The organism is Streptomyces sp. Ru73, from assembly GCF_002920575.1.
GTDB lineage: Bacteria > Actinomycetota > Actinomycetes > Streptomycetales > Streptomycetaceae > Streptomyces.
In genome coordinates this window covers 21,967-39,634 of record NZ_PQSQ01000023.1, presented here as the reverse complement: position 1 = coordinate 39,634, position 17,668 = coordinate 21,967, and the positions used below count along the sequence as shown (strand labels likewise).

Here is a 17,668-nt window from a genome sequence, read left to right as displayed (position 1 = left end):
GCCGGTCGCTTTTCGCTTCGTTCCCTCCTATTAGGAGAGGCCCAGGCTCCGCTTGAGGAATGCGACTTGCAGGAGAAGCAGGTTTTCGGCCACCTGTTCCTGCGGGGTCATATGGGTCACGCCGGACAACGGGAGTACCTCGTGCGGCCGGCCGGCCGCCAGCAGTGCCGAGGAGAACCGCAGAGAATGCGCCACCACCACGTTGTCGTCGGCCAGTCCATGAATGATCATCATTGGCCGGTGCTGATCGGCGGCCGCCACCAGCCCGGCATCGGTGACCAGGGAATTCCGCACGTAGGACGCGGGGTCCTCGTCCGGATGTCCCAAGTACCGCTCCGTGTAGTGGGTGTCGTACAGCCGCTGGTCGGTGACCGGCGCGCCCACCACCGCCGCGTGGAAGACGTCCGGGCGGCGCAGCGCGGCCAGCCCGGCCAGGAAGCCGCCGAAGGACCAGCCCCGGATGGCCACCCGGTCCAGATCCAGCGGGAACCGCTCCGCCAGCGCGTGCAGCGCGTCGACCTGGTCCTCCAGCGTCACCTCCGCGATCCGCCCGTACACCGCCTTCTCCCAGGCGGGGGAGCGGCCCGGGGTGCCCCGGCCGTCCGCGACCACCACGGCGAAGCCCTGGTCGGCGAACCACTGCGAGGTGAGGAAGACGTTGTGCGCCGCGAGCACCCGCTGCGCGTGCGGCCCGCCGTACGGGTCCATCAGGACCGGCAGCGGCCCGTCCCCCTCCTGATAACCGGTCGGCAGCAGGACCGCGCACGGGATCTCCCGCTCGCCGGCCGTCGTGAAGTGCGGCCGGGCGGTGAGCACCGGCGTCTCCGCGTACGAGGGGATCTCCGCGAGCCGGGTCTCCTTGCCGTCGGCGGCCAGCCGCAGCACCTCCACGCTCGTCCCCGGCCGCTCGGCGCACAGGTGCGAGACGACCGCGATCTCGCCCACGCGCACCGCGGAGGAGTACGAGGCGTACGGGCGCTCCGTCACCCGCTCCCAGCCGCCCTGGTCGCCGCTGCCGCGGTACCACGCCCGGTAGATCCCGACATCGTGCAGATCCTCCGCACTGGCCGAGAACAGCACGTCGTCCGGACCGATGTCGAGCACTCCGCGCACGTGCAGCGGCGCCGACGTCAGCGGCCGGTCCCCGACGAAGAGCTTGCGCGCGCCGCCCTCGTCGGCGATCCGCACCAGCCGCCGGTCCGGCGTCCAGGCCGGCACGCCCGGGTACGGCTCGACCCACACCGGGTCCTCGTCCGCGTGCACCAGGCGGGTGGCGCCGGTCTCGGTGTCGACCGCCAGGTAGCGCTGCGACCGCTGGTCGCGGGACTGGACCAGGAGCAGCGGCGGCCCGGCCGCCGACCAGTGCACCCGCGCGAGATAGGGGTAGCGCTCGCGGTCCCAGACCACGTCCGTGCGCTCGCCGGACAGGTCCAGCAGGGCGAGGGAGACCTCGGCGTTGTCGGTGCCGGCCGCCGGGTAGGCCACCTCGGCCGGCGCCTTCTCCGGGTGTGCGGGGTCGGAGATCCACCAGCGGCGCACGGGGGAGTCGTCGACCCGCGCGGCCAGCAGCCGGTCGCTCTCCGGCGACCACCAGAAGCCGCGGTACCGGCTCATCTCCTCGGCCGCGATGAACTCCGCGAGGCCCCACGTCACGTTCGGCCCGTCCGGCGCCGCCAGCGCGCGGTCGTCGTCCGCCGTGCCGTCGTCCGCGACGCGCGCGACGCGCAGCGCGCCCCCCGCGACGTACGCCACGTGCCGGCCGTCGGGGGACGGGCGCGGGTCCACCACCGGCCCCGGCACGGCCAGTTCGCGGCAGGTACCGGCCCGCAGCTCGGCGACGAACAGCCGGCCGGAGAGGGGGAAGGCGGCGAGCTCGACGGCCGCGTCGGTGGCGTACCCGACGACGCCGGCCGAGCCCTCCCGGGTACGCTCGCGGCGCGCCCTTTCCTCGGGGGACAGTTCCTCGTCGGCGCCGCCCAGGAGTTCCGCCGGGTCGGCGGCGGCGTACTCGCGCCCGGCGTCAAGGTCGTGGACCCACAGGACGTTCGCCCGATCGGTGCCGGATCGGGAGCGGAGGAAGACGACGCGGCCGCCGTCCGGCGAGATGCTGAAGGCGCGCGGCACGCCCAGGCTGAAGCGCTGGGTACGCGCGTGCTGCCGGGGAAATGAGAGCTGTCCGGTCATGCGGTCGAGCGTAAGGGCCCCCGGGCTCACGGCAGCCGCACTCGTCAAGATCGTGTGCGCCCCCACTCTGCAACCGTGCACCGGCATATGCGCAGGGATCGATAGTTATGATCGCTGGGACGTGTGGGTATGGAGCCATTGGCCAAAGCGGCCGGGGTCCTATCCGCCCAAACCCGTTCCGTCCGTGCGTACTTGGAGGTGACCGCCGTGGCACTCTCGATTTCGGCGGTGGTGCTGCTGGCGATCATCGTCTTCCTGCTGGTGAAGAAGTCAGGCTTGAAGGCGGGCCACGCAGTCGTCTGCATACTGCTGGGGTTTTACATCGCCAGCTCGTCGATCGCGCCGACCATCAGACAGTTCACCACGAACGTTGCGGGGATGATCGGCGGCATCAAGTTCTGACCGAAGCTCCACGGGCCCGTGCGGTGAGGCCGGACGCGCCCGTGGCACCATTCCCCGGCCGCCCCTGAGTGGTGGCGGCGGCGCCCGACCGGGTGGATCACCCGGTCGGGTTCTCCGTGTCGGGCGCGCGGCTCGTACGCTGTCCTCATGTCCGACCTTCCCGCCCGCCGTCTGCTGCTGGTGCACGCGCACCCGGACGACGAGTCGATCAACAACGGCGCCACCATGGCCAGATATGCGGCCGAGGGTGCCCTCGTCACGCTGGTGACCTGCACGCTGGGTGAGGAGGGGGAGGTCATCCCCGAGCACCTCGCCCACCTGGCCGCCGACAAGGACGACACGCTCGGCCCCTACCGCAGCGGCGAACTGGCCGCCGCCATGGCCGAGCTGGGCGTCACCGACCACCGCCAGCTCGGCGCCCCGGGCCGCTACCGCGACTCCGGGATGATGGGCGCGCCGCAGAACGACCGCCCCGACGCCTTCTGGCAGGCCGACCTGGACACGGCCGCCGGCGACCTGGTCGCGGTGGTACGCGAGGTCCGCCCGCAGGTCCTGGTCACCTATGACCCGGACGGCGGATACGGCCACCCCGACCACATCCAGGCCCACCGCGTGGCGATGCGCGCCGCCGACCTGGCCGCCGATCCCGCCTTCCGGCCGGAGCTGGGCGCGCCGCACGAGATCCAGAAGATCTACTGGAACTGCAGCCCGCGCTCCGTGGTCGAGGAGGGCTTCGAGCGGCTGCGCGCCGCCGGGATGCCCTTCCCCGGCGTGGCCGAGGTGGACGACGTACCGGGCGTGGTGCCGGACGAGGAGGTCACCACCTCGATCCCGGCCACCCCCGAGTACAGCGCGGCGAAGGCCGCTGCCATGCGTGCGCACGTCACCCAGATCTCGGTCGACGGCTCGTTCTTCGCGCTCTCCAACGACCTCGGGCAGCCGCTGATCGGCGGCGAGCACTACCGCCTCGTACGCGGCACCTCGGGTGCCAAGGAGGGCGAGCGGGAGGACGACCTGTTCGCTGGCGTACGGACGGCGGACGGGCCGGAGACGACGGCGGAGCAGGCGGAGGCGGCGCGATGAGCGGCACGGGAGGCGCCGGCGGGCGCAGCCGGGCGTCCGGCGGCGGCGCGCAGGCCCCCGAAGCGGCGCGGCAGCCGGAGAACCCGCCGGGCGGCGCCCTGAAGGCCGGGCTGTACGTCCTGCTCTTCGTACTGGGTGTGCTGACCGCGGTGGCCGGGGCGCTGGTGCAGGGCGCGTGGTTCCCCGGCGGCCTGCTGCTCGCGCTGGCGGGCGCCGCGGCGCTGTTCACCGGCGGCGCGCGGGCGGCGGTCTCCGTCGTCGGTTCGCTGGTCCCGGCCGCCGGCTGGCTCATCACGGTGATCGGGCTCAGTACGACGCGCGCCGAGGGCGACTTCGTCTTCGGTGCCGGCCTCGGGGCCTACGTCTACCTGCTGGGCGGCATCGCCGTCGCTGTGATCTGTACCACGGCGTCGATGGGCCGCTCGGCGCATCTTGGTACGGCCCGTCGTGGCATGTGACGGGCGGTCCGAGGCCGTTGTTCCGCGGCGCGCGCGGACGTCCGTTCGGGGAGCGTTCCCGCGCACCCCGGATCGCCGCTCGCGCCGGACAGTATGGTGGTGCGCGCCGCCGAGCCGCCCAAGCACGTTGATGACGAGCGGCGGAGCCAACCGGGAGATCCTGCTTTGAGTCGTGAATCTGACAGTTCGTCCTCCGGGCCCCAGGGGCGCGGCGCCGCCGCCTACCCCTCGGGCACCCCGCCGTACGGAAATCGCCAGGGCGACGCCGACGAGGCCGTGGCGGCGCGGGCGGAGGAGCCCAAGACCGAGACCACGCTGACCACGCGCATCAAGATCAATATTCCGGGATCGCGGCCGATCCCGCCGGTCGTGGTCCGCAAGCCGGTCGGCGAGGACGCCGCGGCGAACGGTGCCGAGGGGACCGGCGGCGGCCGGTCCGGCGCCGACCGGAACGCCGAGCGCACCGGCAGCACGCCGCGGCCCCGGCCGCAGGCGGCGCCCGCCGCGCCCGACGTGAGCGCGCCCGAGGAGAAGACGGAGCCGACGGCCGCTTCCGGTACGAGCGACTGGTTCGCGCCGCGCAAGAAGCGCTCCACGGGCGGCCCGGCCGGCCAGGGCGGCACCCCGCCCGGCGGCGTGCCGGCCGCCGGCGGCCAGGGCCCCGGTGCGGGCCAGGTCCCCGGTGCGGGCCAGGGCCCCGGTGCGTCCGGTGCCGGGCAGCGTCCCGGTCCCGGCCAGGACTCCGTGCTGCCGTACTTCTCCGACGGCCCGGCCGCGCCGGGTGGCGGCGGTCCTGCGGGGCCCGGTGGCCCCGTGCCGGGCGCGCCCGGTCCGTCCGGCCCGACGACCGGTCCGGCCAGCGGCGACCTGTCGTTCCCGCCGGCCGGTGACGAGCCCCGGCCGCGCTCCGGCCTGGAGGCGCTGGCGGCGGGCGAGTCGCTGCCGCCGGCCAGCCTCACGGGCGAGCGGCAGGCCGACCCCTTCAGCGAGCGGCAGGCCGACCCCTTCGGTGAACGGCAGAACGACCCGTTCGGTGAGCGGCAGGCCGATCCCTTCGGTGAGCGGCAGGCCGACCCCTTCGGTGAACGGCAGAGCGACACCTTCGGCGACCGGCAGGCCGACCCCTTCGGCGAGCGGCCGGGCGGCGCGCTCACCGGCGGCAGCACCCCGCCGCCGAGGAGCGACGACACCGCCGAGCTGACCCCGCAGCCGCCGACCGGCGCCGTCGGCCCGGTCACCGGTACGGATCAGCGCACCTCCAGCGACACCCTGGTCAGCGGCATCCCCACGGTCTCCGCCGACGGCCCGGCGCCGTGGCGGCCCGCGCCGCAGACCGCCGACCGGCCGGCCGAGCCCGAGGCGTCCGAGACGCCCGCGGCGCCGAAGCCCACGCCGCGCGCGAAGATCCCCGAGCCGATCAACCCGCCCAAGAAGGGCCGGAACAAGCTCGTCCTCGTGCTCGGCGGCGTCGTCGTGCTCGCGGGCGTCGCGTACGGCGCCGGCCTGCTGCTGGACCACTCCGACGTGCCGAGCGGCACCACGGCCCTCGGCGTGGACATCGGCGGCACGACGAAGGAACAGGCCGTCGAGAAGCTCGACGCGGCGCTGAAGGACCGCAGGTCAGCGCCGCTGAAGCTGACCGTCGACGGACAGCCGCAGACCTTGCTCCCCGCCAAGGCGGGCCTGGACATCGACACCCAGGCCACCGTCCGGGGCGCGTCGGGGCGCGACTACAACCCGGTCTCGGTCATCGGCTCGCTCTTCGGCGGCGCCCGCACGGCCGAGCCCGCGCTGATCGTGGACGACGAGAAGCTGGACATCGCGCTGAAGGCGGTGGCCGGCGAGCAGGGCGCGGCCAAGGACGGCGGCATAGACTTCGTCGCCGGCAAGGCCGTCCCGCACTACGGCAAGCCGTACAAGTCGGTCGACATCGACGCGGCCAAGCAGAAGGTCACGCAGGCGTACGAGGACCGGCTCGCCGGGAACGACGGGCAGGCCGTGGCGCTCAAGACCAGCATGCAGCAGCCGACGGTCCCGGACTCCGAGGTGAACCGCGCGCTGAAGACGTTCGCGAAGCCCGCCATGTCCGGGCTGATCACGGTGCGGACGGACGCGCAGCACACGGTGTCCTTCAGCCCCGAGAAGTCCATCCCGAAGTTCGTCTCCATGAAGCCGGTGGACGGCAAGCTGGTCGAGTACTACGACCGGCCGGCCCTCAAGGCCCTGTACGGCGAGACGTTCAAGGGCGTCATGGTCACCAAGGGCAACGGCACGAAGAAGCCGGTCAGCGTCGAGGAGGTCGCGAGCGCCGTCAGCCAGGCGCTGCGCGGCACCACCCCGGCCCAGCGGGTCGTCACCATCCCGACGAACCCGAGCTGACCCGCCCCGCACGACGGACGGAGCCCCGGTGGCAGCGGCCACCGGGGCTTTTCCGTGCCGAGGCCGCCCGCGCGGCCCGCGACAAGGGCCGGGGGTACCCCGTACGGCCGCCCGCCCGTACGGGGCCTCGCCCGGGCGGCCGCGCCGCCGTACGCCCCCGTCGCCGCCCCGTCGTGCCCGTGCGCCGCAGGGCCGTCGACCGAGCGCGGGGGACCTTCGTCCCTGCAGGACGGCGGGTCCTGTGCGCATCCTGGAAGTGCTATGCCTTTCACGCGACTGCAGGACGCCGGCCGGCGCAGGGCGCTGCTGCTGATCCTCGTGGTCTGTCTGCTCGCGGTGGCCGATATGATCACCGGCCCTCAGGTGCGGATCATTTCGTTCGCCGGCATCGCGCCGATGTTCGCCGCACTGCGCTGCTCGGCGCGCTGGACCGGTGCGGTCACGGCGGCCTTCGTGATCGCGAGCGCCGTCCTGTACACCGTGAACTTCTCCGTGTGGACGGTGTCCGGCTCCCTCGTGGGGCTGCTCGGCACCCTGGTGGTCGCGGCCTTCGCGCTGGCGCTCTGCCACAACCGGCGCCGGCGCGACGACGCCTTCGACCGGACCCGGCTGGTCGCCGACGAGGTGCAGCGCGCCATGCTGCACGAGCTGCCGCTGCGGGCCGGCCCGTACGAGGTCGCCGGGTTCTACGTCTCGGCGCTCGAGGGCGCCCGGGTCGGCGGCGACATCTACGAGGCGGTCGAGACGCCGTACGGCACCCGGCTGGTCGTCGGCGACGTGCAGGGCAAGGGCATGCCCGCGATCGGCGCGGGCCACGAGGCGCTGGCGTCCTTCCGCGAGGCCGCGCACTACGAGGCGACGCTGGAGGGCATCGCCGCCCGCATGGAAGCCTCCCTGCGGCGCCACAACGCGCGCTCCGTCGCGCAGGGCGGCACGGAGCGCTTCGTGACCGCGCTGCTCATGGAGGTCGGCCCCGACGGCCGCGGCCGCTCGCTGTCCTGCGGCCACATCCCGTACTACGTCATCCGCGAGGGCCGGGTCAGCGAGCGGGACGAGGGGGAGTGGCTGCCGCTGGGCCTGGGCGAGCTGACCGGCGAGCGGCGCCGGGCCTACGACGCGTGGCCGCTGGACGAGGACTGGGCCGTGCTGTGCACGGACGGGGTGACCGAGGCCCGGCGCCGGGACGGCACGTTCTACCCGCTGCGCGAGCGGCTGGCGGGCTGGACCGGGCTGGAGCCGGCCGAGCTGGCCGCGACGCTGCGCGCCGACCTGACGGTGTTCACCGGCGGTGAGCTGAAGGACGACGCGACCGTACTGATCGTCCGCCGCAGCCCGGACAGCCCGCCGCTGCGGCCGGCGCCGCAGCCGCCGGTGACCGGCCGGACGGGGGACGCCACGGGCGCCACGGCCGACCCGCACCCCCCGGCGGACCGGGACCCGACCGTCCGCCGCCCCCTCAGCTGAGCATCCCCCTTCAGTTTCAGTTGGGCCTCGCGCTCAGTCGGGCCTCGCGTCTCAGTTGAGCATCGCGCGGGCCGCCGCTGCCTGGCGGCGGACCGTTTCAGCGGCCTCCGGGTCCACCGTCTCCACCACCGCCGCGTACTCCTCCAGCTCCGCCGCGCCGCGCACGAAGTCGCCCCGCTCCACCAGCACCTCGGCGTGCTCGTGGCGCAGCCGCGCCGGATGGCTCGGCAGCAGCAGCGACAGCTCCACCGCCCACAGCCGTACGTCGCTGCGCTCGGGACGGGCCGTCGCCCAGGCCCGGATGTTGTTCAGGATGCGCAGCACCGTCTCCAGGGGATCGGCCGGCGCCAGCATCTGCGGCGTGAGCGGCTGCCCGGTCGCGCCCGCCACCAGCAGCCCGGCGTCCTCGTCGGTCAGGATCCGCCCGCCGTCGAACGGGTCCACCAGGACGTGCGCGCCGCACGGATCGCCGAACCCGACGACGTAGTGCCCGGGCAGCGCCACCCCGTACACCGGGGCGCCGGCCCGCCGCGCGACCTCCGTCCAGACCACCGACAGCAGGATCGGCAGTCCGCGGCGGCGCCGCAGCACCTCGTGCAGCAGCGAGGACTCCAGCCGCCGGTAGTCGGCGGGCAGGCCGTGGAAGCCGCAGCGGGTGCCGAGCAGCCCGGCGACGCTGCGGGCCCAGGCGTGCGCCGCGCTGTCCGCGCCCTGGCCCGTGCCGCCGCGCGCGGCCGCCGGGCGGAACGGCAGCAGCCCGGCCAGCCGGTCCAGCTCGATCTGCGCGGCGTCGATGCCGTGCTCGTCCAGCTCCGGATCGGCCTCGGCGGCCAGCAGCAGGCACAGCAGCGCGAGGTCGGGCCGCTCCTCGCGGGCGGCCTCGGCGAACTGCCGGCGCCGGTCGGCGCGGCGGGAATCGGGATCGCGGTGCATGTCTGGTCCGTACCCGTTCAGCGGGCGTGCGCCTGAGGGGCGCGCCGGTAGTGGTAGTGGTGGTGATCGGTGAAGCCGAGCGCGTCGTACAGCGCCCTCGCCCCGTCATTGTCCGCCTCGACCTGGAGGTACGCAGCCGAGGCGCCCTCCGCCAGCGCCTGCTGGGCGAGGGCGGCCATCACCAGCGTCGCCAGCCCCTGCCTGCGGTGCTCCGGGGCGACCTCGACGGCCGCGAAGCCCGCCCAGCGGCCGTCCACGACCACCCGGCCGATGGCGGCGGGCCCGGTCTCGCCCGGCACCGTGGCGAACCACACCGACGGGCCGCCGGCCAGCACCTTCCTCGCCTCGGGCGGCGCGTCGGCGGTGCGGTTGTAGAGCGAGGTCCAGGCGTCGTCCGGCTCGCGGGACAACCGGACCCGGCCGGTGTCGGCGCCGGTGTCGGCCAGCGGAGCCAGCGCGCCGACGCGTACGACCGTGCGTGCCTCGGCCGTCCAGCCGCGCCGCTCCAGCTCGGCGGCGAGCAGCTCGTCACCGCCGGCCGCACCGGTGGCCACGGCGATGTACGGCGTCAGGCCGCGCGCCGCGTACCAGGCGCGTACGCGGTCCAGCGCCTCGTCCAGCGGCACCCCGGGGTCACCGGTCACCAGGACCGAGTTCGCCCGCCGGCTGAACCCGGCGGCGGCCCGCAGGGTCCACTCCCCGAGCTGTTCCGTCTCGGTGGCCGGCCAGCCGCGCGCGGCGACCGCCGTGAGCTCCCGGACGCTCGTCGCGGGACCCCGCCGGCGGGCCGGTGCGGCCGGTACGACCTTGCCCGCGACCAGCGCGCTCTCCGCGATCCGCACCTCTTCGCCGGTCCGTCGTGTGATGCTCAGCACACCGTCGTCCCACGATGTGAGAACGCCGACCGTGTCGGTGAATCGCTCCGTGGACTCACCCGGCCCGGCCAGCCTGCGGACCGATACCCTTTTCCCCACGTCAGCAGGGGTGATGGCGACCTCCAGTCGTCCGCCCGTGGTGAATTCCACAGCTGTGCCCGCCCCTCTTGTTCGTCTCGTGCCCGGGACCGGAGATACTAGGTGCGGGCATCGACGACGCCGCGCTCCCGCGCGCCCTGAGGCGGCCGCCCCAACGACGGTTCGCCCGCCCTAACGAGGAGGAACGACAGCGTGACCTACGTCATCGCGCAGCCTTGTGTCGACGTCAAGGACAAGGCGTGCATCGAGGAGTGCCCGGTCGACTGCATCTACGAGGGCTCCCGGTCCTTGTACATCCACCCGGACGAATGTGTCGACTGTGGCGCCTGTGAGCCGGTCTGCCCGGTCGAGGCCATCTTCTACGAGGACGACACTCCGGAGGAGTGGAAGGACTACTACAAGGCGAACGTCGAGTTCTTCGACGAGCTCGGTTCGCCCGGTGGTGCGTCGAAGCTGGGCCTGATCGAGAAGGACCACCCCTTCATCGCCGCCCTGCCGCCGCAGAACCAGTAACGGCAGGCCGCAGTGCCGCTCCGGTCCCGTACGGCCGCCACCGCCGTACGGGACCGAGGCGTTTCCCGACACGTACGAAAGAAGAGCACCGTGGGCGCAGTATCCGCACGCCTCCCCGTCTTTCCCTGGGACCGGCTGGAGCCGTACAAGGCGACCGCCGCCGCGCATGCCGACGGCATCGTGGACCTGTCCGTGGGGACCCCGGTCGACCCGGTCCCGCCGCTGATCCAGAAGGCGCTCGCCGACGCGTCCGACAGCCCGGGCTATCCGACCGTGTGGGGCACGCCGGCGCTGCGCGACGCGCTCACGGGCTGGGCGGGACGGCGGCTCGGCGCCACGGGCCTCGCCCACGAGAACGTCCTCCCGGTCGTCGGCTCCAAGGAGCTGGTCGCCTGGCTGCCGACCCAGCTGGGCCTCGGCGCCGGCGACAAGGTCGCGTACCCGCGCCTGGCGTACCCGACGTACGAGGTGGGCGCGCGGCTCGCGGGCGCCGAGCCGGTCGTCTACGACACCCCCTGGGAGCTGGACCCGGCGGGCCTGAAGCTGCTGTGGCTCAACTCCCCGTCCAACCCCACCGGCCGCGTGCTGAGCGCCGAGGACCTGCGCCGCACGGTCTCCTGGGCCCGCGAGCACGGCATCCTCGTGTTCAGCGACGAGTGCTACCTGGAGCTGGGCTGGGAGTCCGACCCGGTCTCCGTGCTGCACCCCGAGGTCAACGGCGGCTCGTACGACGGGATCGTCGCCGTCCACTCGCTCTCCAAGCGCTCCAACCTGGCCGGCTACCGCGCGGCCTTCGTGGCGGGTGACGCCGCGGTCCTCGGTGAGCTGCTGCAGATCCGCAAGCACGGCGGCATGATGATCCCCGCGCCGGTCCAGGCCGCCACCATCGCGGCGCTGGGCGACGACGCGCACGTGGCCGAGCAGCGGGAGCGGTACGCGCGCCGGCGCGCCGCGCTCCGCACGGCCTTCGAGGCGGCGGGCTTCCGCATCGAGCACAGCGAGGCGTCGCTGTACCTCTGGGCGACCCGTGACGAGCCCTGCTGGGACACCGTCGGCGACCTCTCCAAGCGCGGCATCCTCGTGGCGCCGGGCGAGTTCTACGGCCCGGCGGGGGAGCGCTTCGTGCGGATCGCCTTCACGGCCACCGACGAGCGGGTGGCGGCGGCGGTCCGCCGGCTCGCCGAGTAGCGGTACGGGCACGGCCGAAGGGCCCCGGGAGTGACGGCTCCCGGGGCCCTTCGCGTGTCCGGCGGTGGCGTCAGCCGCCCAGGCCGCCGAGCACGCCGGAGACCGGCAGGCCGTCCGTCGGCAGCCCCTTGGTCACGGGCAGCCCCGCGAGCAGCTGGCCGGCGGGCAGCTCCTCGGCCAGCGGCAGGTCCTTGGTCAGCCCCTCGGCGGGCAGCGCGCGGGTGGTGTCGCCCACGGTGTCCTTGGTGTCACCCGTGACGTGACCGGTGGTCTTCTTGGCGGTGGGGGCGAGCTTCTGCAGCGTCTTGTTGCCGGCGCGGCCGGCCTCCGGCACGGCCTTCTTCACGACCTCACCGGCGACCGGGCCGGCCACCGCGCTGGTGTTCTCCAGGGCGTTGCCGGCGGTCTCGGTGACGCTCGACGGGTCCACCTTGGTCAGTCCACCCAGGTCGGCGGCCTTGGGCAGGTCAACGGCGCTCGCGGAGCCGGCGGCACCGACCACGGGAGCTGCGCCCGCTGCGACCAGCAGCGCGGCCCGGGCGATCCGACGCGTAAGGGGGAGGGACATGGTGCTCCTTTGACGGAGAGGGACTTGTTTCTTCTGTGCGACGTACGGTGCCCGCCGGGCGGCGGCAGTCGACTGCCGGGCGGACGCAGTGAATACCGCGCCAGAGCCCCGAAGGTTGCGGTGCGCCCCGGTAAAGAATTGGTAACGCATCGCATTATCTGCTTCGGATGAAAGTGGGTGAAATTCGTACGTCCGGCGGAGGGGGAAGAACGTCACTCCTCATATGCGCCAAGGAAGTTCAGGTACCTCGACGGGGGTGAGGAAAAGGCCGTGAATTGTCGACCTGGATTGACGGCATTCCCACCACCGAGGGAATACCCGGACTACTGCGCGGTGGTGATCCGAACGCCTGTCGGCGACGTACCACCGGAATCGCCGGACACCTGCTGCCACCCCTGCCCGGAATCCGCGGCGGTCCACCGGCGGTCGCCGTAAGAGATGCGTTCGATGCGCAACTCCGACGCGTGGGCCACCGCCCAGGCCGCCAGCTGCCAGCCGCGCTGGTTCGCCGACACCCCCGCACCGGCCGTCACCGGCACCGTGAGCGTCCGCCCGGCGGCCCGCGTGGCCGTCACGGACCGCGGCAGCACCTCGGGCCCGAACTCCCGCACCAGCTGCTCGCGCACCTGCGCCGTGCCGCCCGGCGTGTGATCGGCCGGCCGGCTCTCCGCGCAGCTCAGCGCCGCCGGCCTGCGCCCGGTCAGCGCGCCGGTCAGCAGCGCCGCGTTCGCCTCGTGCTTGGCGTACGCCTGCGGGTAGCCGCTGCGCTGCACCTTCTGGGCCGCCACCGTCAGCGGCAGCCGGGAGTACCCGGGGACCTGCACCAGGTGCTTGTAGAACTCGCCGGCCGCGTAGACCGGGTCCATGATCTCCTCGGCCGTGCCCCAGTCCTGGGAGGGCCGCTGCTGGAAGAGGCCGACCGAGTCCCGGTCGCCGTACTCGATGTTGCGCAGCCCCGACTCCTGCATGGCCGTGGCGAGCGCGATCGTCACCGCCCGCTCGGGCAGCCCGCGCGAGGCGCCCACCGCGGAGATCGTCGCGGCGTTCGCCGCCTGCTCGGGGCTCAGTTCGTACGGATCGCCGCCGCCCTCGGGCTGCACCGTGCAGCGCGGCGCACCGGGGCCACCGGTCACGTACTGCACGACGAGGTAGCCCGCGAGTCCGAGCAGCACGACGAGGGCCGCGAACACGCGTATGAGGCGCTTGCGGCGGACGGGGGCACGCTGGGGACGGCGAAGCACGCGCCATACGGTACTGGAGGCCGTCGGCGGGCCCCGCCGGACCTCGGGGAACGGACAGCGGCGTGCAACGGACGCGCAACCGGCGACCGGTAGGGTCGGGACCATGGAACGCCCCGCGCAGACCCCCGCACTCGACCTGTCGCTCGACGCCGCGCAGCTGACCGCGGCGCTGGTGGACATCCCCTCCGTCAGCCGGGACGAGAAAGTCCTCGCCGACGCCGTCGAGAACGCCCTGCGCGCGCTTCCGCACCTGACCGTCGACCGGGACGGCGACACCGTCGTGGCGCGCACGCACCTCGGCCGCGCCGAGCGGGTCGTCCTCGCCGGCCACCTCGACACCGTGCCCATCGCGGACAACGTGCCCTCCCGGCTGGACGAGAACGGCGTCCTGTGGGGCTGCGGCACCTCCGACATGAAGTCCGGCGTCGCCGTCCAGCTGCGGGTCGCCGCCACCGTGCCCGAGCCCAACCGCGACCTCACCTTCGTCTTCTACGAGGCCGAGGAGATCGCCGCCGAGCACAACGGCCTCAAGCGGATCGCCGAGCAGCATCCCGACTGGCTGGCGGGCGACTTCGCGGTCCTGCTGGAGCCGTCCGGCAACCAGGTCGAGGGCGGCTGCCAGGGCACCCTGCGGGTCCTGCTGCGCACCACCGGGGAGCGGGCGCACTCCGCGCGCAGCTGGATGGGGTCCAACGCCATCCACGCCGCGGCCCCGATCCTGGAGCGGCTGGCCGCGTACGAGCCGCGCCGCGCCGTCATCGACGGCCTGGAGTACCGCGAGGGCCTGAACGCCGTGCGCATCGAGGGCGGCGTCGCGGGCAACGTCATCCCCGACGAGTGCACCGTCACCGTCAACTTCCGCTACGCGCCCGACCGCAGCGGCGAGGAGGCGCTCGCCCACGTGCGCGAGGTCTTCGCCGGCTGCGACATCGCCGAGTGGACGGTCGACGACCACTCGACCGCGGCGCTGCCCGGCCTCTCGCACCCCGCCGCCAAGGCGTTCATCGAGGCGGTCGGCGGTACGCCGATGCCCAAGTTCGGCTGGACGGACGTCTCGCGCTTCTCGGCCCTCGGCGTGCCGGCGGTCAACTACGGCCCGGGCAACGCGCTGCTGGCCCACAAGCGCGACGAGCACGTCGTCGCCGCCGACGTGATCCGCTGCGAGGAACGGCTCCGGGCCTGGCTGGAGGGCTGAGACCGGGCCCGTGGGGCACGGGAATGTGGTGACCGGGATTCCGGTGACCCGGGGTGGTCTGCGCGGGTAGAGGTTCACCGGAGCGCTGCGCGGCGGCCGGGGCCGCCGTCAGACCGAATTCCGTTGCTCGTCACCTTTGTGCACATACGCTTTACCGGCAACGATCTGTCCTCCGCCCCGGCGGAGGACCCTGCGGAGGGAGCACACCATGGCCGATCCTGAGGCAGCCGAGCGCGAGACCATGGCAGCCGAGCGCGATCAGCAGCGACTCGGCCCGGTACTGCGCCGCCGCGACCAGGTGCGCGCCGGCACCACCGACCAGCGGCTGCTGGATTCCGAGGGCCCCTCCGAGTGGGTGCACACCGACCCCTGGCGCGTGATGCGCATCCAGTCCGAGTTCGTCGAGGGCTTCGGCGCGCTCGCCGAACTGGGCCCGGCGATCAGCGTCTTCGGCTCGGCCCGCACGCCCCGCGAGTCGCCCGAGTACGAAGCGGGCGTCGGCCTGGGCCGGGCGCTCGTCGAGGCGGGCTTCTCGGTGATCACCGGCGGCGGCCCCGGCGCCATGGAGGCGGCGAACAAGGGGGCACACGAGGCGGGCGGCACGTCCGTCGGACTCGGCATCGAGCTGCCCTTCGAACAGGGCATGAACGAGTACGTCAACCTCGGTGTGGACTTCCGGTACTTCTTCGTGCGCAAGACCTGTTTCGTGAAGTACGCCCGCGGATTCGTCGTCCTGCCCGGCGGCCTCGGCACCCTCGACGAGCTCTTCGAGGCGCTCACCCTCGTGCAGACCCGCAAGGTCACGCGCTTCCCCATCGTGCTCTTCGGCACGGAGTACTGGGGCGGGCTGGTGGACTGGCTGCGCGACACGCTCATCGCGCAGGGCAAGGCGTCCACGCGCGACCTGGACCTCTTCCACCTGAGCGACGACGTCGACGAGGCGGTCGCGCTGGTCACCAAGGAAGTGGGGCCGGGCCCCTCCCGGTGACGCGCGGCGCGGCCCCCGGGGCGGGGGCCGCGCGGTACCTCTCAGGCCAGGCCGCGGCGGGCCACCGCCGGCGGCCGGTGCCCGGCGATGGAGGCGACCATGTCCAGCACCTGCCGGGTCTCGGCGACCTCGTGGACGCGGTAGACCTGAGCGCCCAGCCATGCCGAGACCGCGGTCGTGGCGAGGGTGCCCAGCACCCGCTCCTTGACCGGCTTGTCCAGCGTCTCGCCCACGAAGTCCTTGTTGGACAGCGAGACCAGCACCGGCAATGGGGTGTCCCCTGCTCGAGCGAAGCCGAGAGCTTGGGGAACCGCGTCGGTCATCTCGCCGAGCCGGCGGGTGGCCTCCAGGCTGTGCCGGGTGTTCTTCCCGAAGTCGTGACCCGGGTCGATCATGATGCCGTCACGCCGTACGCCCAGCTCGACGGCGCGCTCCGCGAGTCCGAGGGTGACGTCCAGGATGTCGGCCATCACGTCCTCGTACGTGGTGCGGTGCGGCCGGGTACGCGGCTCGACGCCGCCCGCGTGCGTGCACACCAGGCCCGCGCCGTACCGCGCCGCGACCTCGGCGAGCTTCGGGTCCACCCCGCCCCAGGCGTCGTTGAGCAGGTCGGCACCGGCCTCGCAGACCGCCTCGCCGACCTCGTGCCGCCAGGTGTCCACGCTGATCACCACGTCCGGGTGGCGCCTGCGCACCTCGGCCACGAAGCCGACCGTGCGCCGCGCCTCTTCCTCGGCGGTGACCTCCTCGCCCGGGCCGGCCTTGACCCCGCCGATGTCGATGATCGCCGCGCCCTCCGCGACCGCCTGCTCCACGCGGTCGAGCGCCGGCTCGTCCCGGAACGTGGCGCCCTGGTCGTAGAACGAGTCCGGCGTACGGTTCACGATCGCCATGATCACCGGCTCGTGCGCGCCGAACTCGCGATTCCCCAGCCGCAGCATTCCCTACTCCCTCTCCATGGTCCGCCAGCGACCCTAACTGTCGGAGGCGCATGGCACGATCAATGGACGACGGAGAGCGTGGGGAGATGGTCGTGTTCTGGTTCTTGCTCATCGCGTTGGTCGCGGTGGTCGCCGTGGTCACGCTCGCCGTGATCGGCGGCGGTGACGGCGGCACGCTGCGGGAGGCCGAGCCCGAGCGGCTGCACGACCCGCTGCCCGCCGACCGCCCCTGCACCCGGGCCGACGTGGAGGAGGTACGGCTGCCGTCGGCCCTGCGCGGCTATCGGATGAACGACGTGGACGACGTGCTGGACCGCCTCGGCGCCGAGCTGGCCGAGCGGGACGCCCGGATCGCCGAGCTGGAGGCCGCGCTTGCGGGCGCGAACGCCGCGGCGATGGGCGGCGGCCCGGGCCTGGTGGCGGACGAGCGCCCGGGGCCGGTGGCGGAGGAAACCCCGGCGGCGCCGGACTCCGCCCCGGGCGAGGGTGCCGGTCCGCGGAAGCCCGAGCGGCCCGGCGGCGCGACCGCCGAGGGCGGTGAGCGCGCATGAGCGGCGTCGAGACCGGCCCGGACGGCCTGCCGCGCTGCCCCTGGGGCATGACGGCCGAGTCGATGGCGGACTACCGCACGTACCACGACACCGAGTGGGGGCGCCCGGTGCACGGGGACGACGCGCTGTTCGAGCGGATGTCCCTGGAGGCGTTCCAGTCGGGTCTGTCGTGGCTGACGATCCTGCGCCGCCGCGAGGGGTTCCGCGCCGCCTTCGCCGGCTTCCGGATCGCCGAGGTCGCGAAGTTCACCGAGGAGGACGCGGCCCGGCTGCTCGCCGACCCGCGCATCATCCGCAACCGCCTCAAGATCTCCGCGACGCTCGCCAACGCCCGGCTCGCGGCGCAGCTGGCCCCCGGCGAGCTGGACGCCCTGATCTGGTCGTACGCGCCGGACCGCGCGGACCGCCCGGCGCCCCGCAGCGGCGCCGACGTCCCGCCGGTCACGCCCGAGTCGACCGCGCTCGCCAAGGACCTCAAGAAGCGCGGCTTCCGCTTCGTCGGCCCGACGACGGCGTACGCCATGATGCAGGCGTGCGGGCTGGTCAACGACCACCTGGCCGACTGCCACGTCCGCGCGGCCACGGAGGCGGCAGCGGCGGCCTGAG

At 73.7% G+C, this 17,668-nt stretch carries 17 protein-coding genes; 11 read left to right on the top strand and 6 right to left on the bottom strand.

The window, feature by feature from the left end; all coding sequences use genetic code 11:
- Window positions 1–30: 30 nt before the first annotated feature.
- On the bottom strand, window positions 31–2,184 hold the full coding sequence (locus C3486_RS13480) for a S9 family peptidase (RefSeq protein ID WP_103832896.1): 2,154 nt from the start codon (window positions 2,182–2,184) through the stop codon (window positions 31–33).
- Window positions 2,185–2,391: 207 nt separating this feature from the next.
- On the opposite strand from C3486_RS13480, the gene C3486_RS13475 reads away from it, so the two are divergent.
- The 5 genes from C3486_RS13475 to C3486_RS13455 all read left to right on the top strand — a co-directional run bounded on the left by C3486_RS13475 (window position 2,392) and on the right by C3486_RS13455 (window position 7,970).
- Complete coding sequence (locus C3486_RS13475; RefSeq protein WP_103832935.1) at window positions 2,392–2,586, top strand: hypothetical protein; 195 nt, start codon at window positions 2,392–2,394, stop codon at window positions 2,584–2,586.
- A gap of 147 nt (window positions 2,587–2,733) precedes the next feature.
- Window positions 2,734–3,669, top strand: coding sequence for an N-acetyl-1-D-myo-inositol-2-amino-2-deoxy-alpha-D-glucopyranoside deacetylase (mshB, locus tag C3486_RS13470; protein WP_103832895.1), 936 nt, complete (start codon window positions 2,734–2,736; stop codon window positions 3,667–3,669).
- Window positions 3,666–4,127 (top strand): DUF6113 family protein, encoded by a 462-nt coding sequence (locus C3486_RS13465; protein WP_219822221.1) that lies wholly within the window; start codon window positions 3,666–3,668, stop codon window positions 4,125–4,127. The genes mshB and C3486_RS13465 overlap by 4 nt, the downstream gene beginning before the upstream one ends.
- 165 nt (window positions 4,128–4,292) lie before the next feature.
- Window positions 4,293–6,506 carry a hypothetical protein gene (locus tag C3486_RS13460; RefSeq protein WP_181138534.1) on the top strand — a complete coding sequence of 738 codons (2,214 nt, stop codon included), beginning with the start codon at window positions 4,293–4,295 and terminating at the stop codon, window positions 6,504–6,506.
- A gap of 261 nt (window positions 6,507–6,767) precedes the next feature.
- On the top strand, window positions 6,768–7,970 hold the full coding sequence (locus C3486_RS13455; RefSeq protein ID WP_103832893.1) for a PP2C family protein-serine/threonine phosphatase: 1,203 nt from the start codon (window positions 6,768–6,770) through the stop codon (window positions 7,968–7,970).
- A 51-nt stretch (window positions 7,971–8,021) separates the two neighbouring features.
- Here the strand turns inward: C3486_RS13455 and C3486_RS13450 are convergent, their stop codons facing one another.
- Window positions 8,022–8,903, bottom strand: coding sequence for a transglutaminase-like domain-containing protein (locus C3486_RS13450; RefSeq protein ID WP_103832892.1), 882 nt, complete (start codon window positions 8,901–8,903; stop codon window positions 8,022–8,024).
- A gap of 17 nt (window positions 8,904–8,920) precedes the next feature.
- Window positions 8,921–9,928 (bottom strand): GNAT family N-acetyltransferase, encoded by a 1,008-nt coding sequence (locus tag C3486_RS13445; protein ID WP_103832891.1) that lies wholly within the window; start codon window positions 9,926–9,928, stop codon window positions 8,921–8,923.
- 141 nt (window positions 9,929–10,069) lie between these two features.
- Between C3486_RS13445 and fdxA the strand changes: the two genes are divergently transcribed.
- Window positions 10,070–10,390, top strand: coding sequence for a ferredoxin (gene fdxA, locus C3486_RS13440; protein WP_030264070.1), 321 nt, complete (start codon window positions 10,070–10,072; stop codon window positions 10,388–10,390).
- Between the two features lie 90 nt (window positions 10,391–10,480).
- Window positions 10,481–11,578, top strand: a complete 1,098-nt coding sequence (gene dapC / locus C3486_RS13435; protein ID WP_103832890.1) for a succinyldiaminopimelate transaminase — start codon at window positions 10,481–10,483, stop codon at window positions 11,576–11,578.
- 70 nt (window positions 11,579–11,648) lie between these two features.
- On the opposite strand, the gene C3486_RS13430 is transcribed toward dapC, so the two are convergent.
- On the bottom strand, window positions 11,649–12,146 hold the full coding sequence (locus tag C3486_RS13430) for an ATP-binding protein (RefSeq protein ID WP_103832889.1): 498 nt from the start codon (window positions 12,144–12,146) through the stop codon (window positions 11,649–11,651).
- 323 nt (window positions 12,147–12,469) lie between these two features.
- Window positions 12,470–13,387: a heavy metal transporter gene (locus tag C3486_RS13425; RefSeq protein WP_103832888.1), complete on the bottom strand. Its 918-nt coding sequence runs from the start codon at window positions 13,385–13,387 to the stop codon at window positions 12,470–12,472.
- 103 nt (window positions 13,388–13,490) lie between these two features.
- Here C3486_RS13425 and dapE point away from each other — a divergent pair, with 103 nt between their 5' ends.
- Window positions 13,491–14,582 (top strand): succinyl-diaminopimelate desuccinylase, encoded by a 1,092-nt coding sequence (dapE, locus tag C3486_RS13420; RefSeq protein WP_103832887.1) that lies wholly within the window; start codon window positions 13,491–13,493, stop codon window positions 14,580–14,582.
- 208 nt (window positions 14,583–14,790) lie between these two features.
- Window positions 14,791–15,570 carry a TIGR00730 family Rossman fold protein gene (locus tag C3486_RS13415; protein WP_258052757.1) on the top strand — a complete coding sequence of 260 codons (780 nt, stop codon included), beginning with the start codon at window positions 14,791–14,793 and terminating at the stop codon, window positions 15,568–15,570.
- 41 nt (window positions 15,571–15,611) lie between these two features.
- Here C3486_RS13415 and folP read toward each other — a convergent pair whose 3' ends face one another.
- A complete protein-coding gene (gene folP, locus C3486_RS13410) occupies window positions 15,612–16,511 on the bottom strand; it encodes a dihydropteroate synthase (RefSeq protein WP_103832886.1) in 900 nt (299 codons plus the stop codon).
- A gap of 92 nt (window positions 16,512–16,603) precedes the next feature.
- Between folP and C3486_RS13405 the strand changes: the two genes are divergently transcribed.
- Both C3486_RS13405 and C3486_RS13400 read left to right on the top strand, forming a co-directional pair.
- On the top strand, window positions 16,604–17,062 hold the full coding sequence (locus tag C3486_RS13405) for a DivIVA domain-containing protein (protein WP_103832932.1): 459 nt from the start codon (window positions 16,604–16,606) through the stop codon (window positions 17,060–17,062).
- A complete protein-coding gene (locus C3486_RS13400) occupies window positions 17,059–17,667 on the top strand; it encodes a DNA-3-methyladenine glycosylase I (protein ID WP_103832885.1) in 609 nt (202 codons plus the stop codon). Before C3486_RS13405 ends, C3486_RS13400 begins: the two co-directional genes overlap by 4 nt.
- Window position 17,668 lies beyond the last annotated feature (1 nt).

What these genes read in the sequence shown, in the direction of transcription:
- C3486_RS13480 (WP_103832896.1), bottom strand. Translation starts at nt 2,184, where the DNA reads ATGACCGGACAGCTCTCATTTCCCCGGCAGCACGCGCGTACCCAGCGC.
- mshB (WP_103832895.1), top strand. Translation starts at nt 2,734, where the DNA reads ATGTCCGACCTTCCCGCCCGCCGTCTGCTGCTGGTGCACGCGCACCCG.
- C3486_RS13465 (WP_219822221.1), top strand. Translation starts at nt 3,666, where the DNA reads ATGAGCGGCACGGGAGGCGCCGGCGGGCGCAGCCGGGCGTCCGGCGGC.
- C3486_RS13455 (WP_103832893.1), top strand. Translation starts at nt 6,768, where the DNA reads ATGCCTTTCACGCGACTGCAGGACGCCGGCCGGCGCAGGGCGCTGCTG.
- C3486_RS13450 (WP_103832892.1), bottom strand. Translation starts at nt 8,903, where the DNA reads ATGCACCGCGATCCCGATTCCCGCCGCGCCGACCGGCGCCGGCAGTTC.
- C3486_RS13430 (WP_103832889.1), bottom strand. Translation starts at nt 12,146, where the DNA reads ATGTCCCTCCCCCTTACGCGTCGGATCGCCCGGGCCGCGCTGCTGGTC.
- dapE (WP_103832887.1), top strand. Translation starts at nt 13,491, where the DNA reads ATGGAACGCCCCGCGCAGACCCCCGCACTCGACCTGTCGCTCGACGCC.
- C3486_RS13415 (WP_258052757.1), top strand. Translation starts at nt 14,791, where the DNA reads ATGGCCGATCCTGAGGCAGCCGAGCGCGAGACCATGGCAGCCGAGCGC.
- folP (WP_103832886.1), bottom strand. Translation starts at nt 16,511, where the DNA reads ATGCTGCGGCTGGGGAATCGCGAGTTCGGCGCGCACGAGCCGGTGATC.
- C3486_RS13400 (WP_103832885.1), top strand. Translation starts at nt 17,059, where the DNA reads ATGAGCGGCGTCGAGACCGGCCCGGACGGCCTGCCGCGCTGCCCCTGG.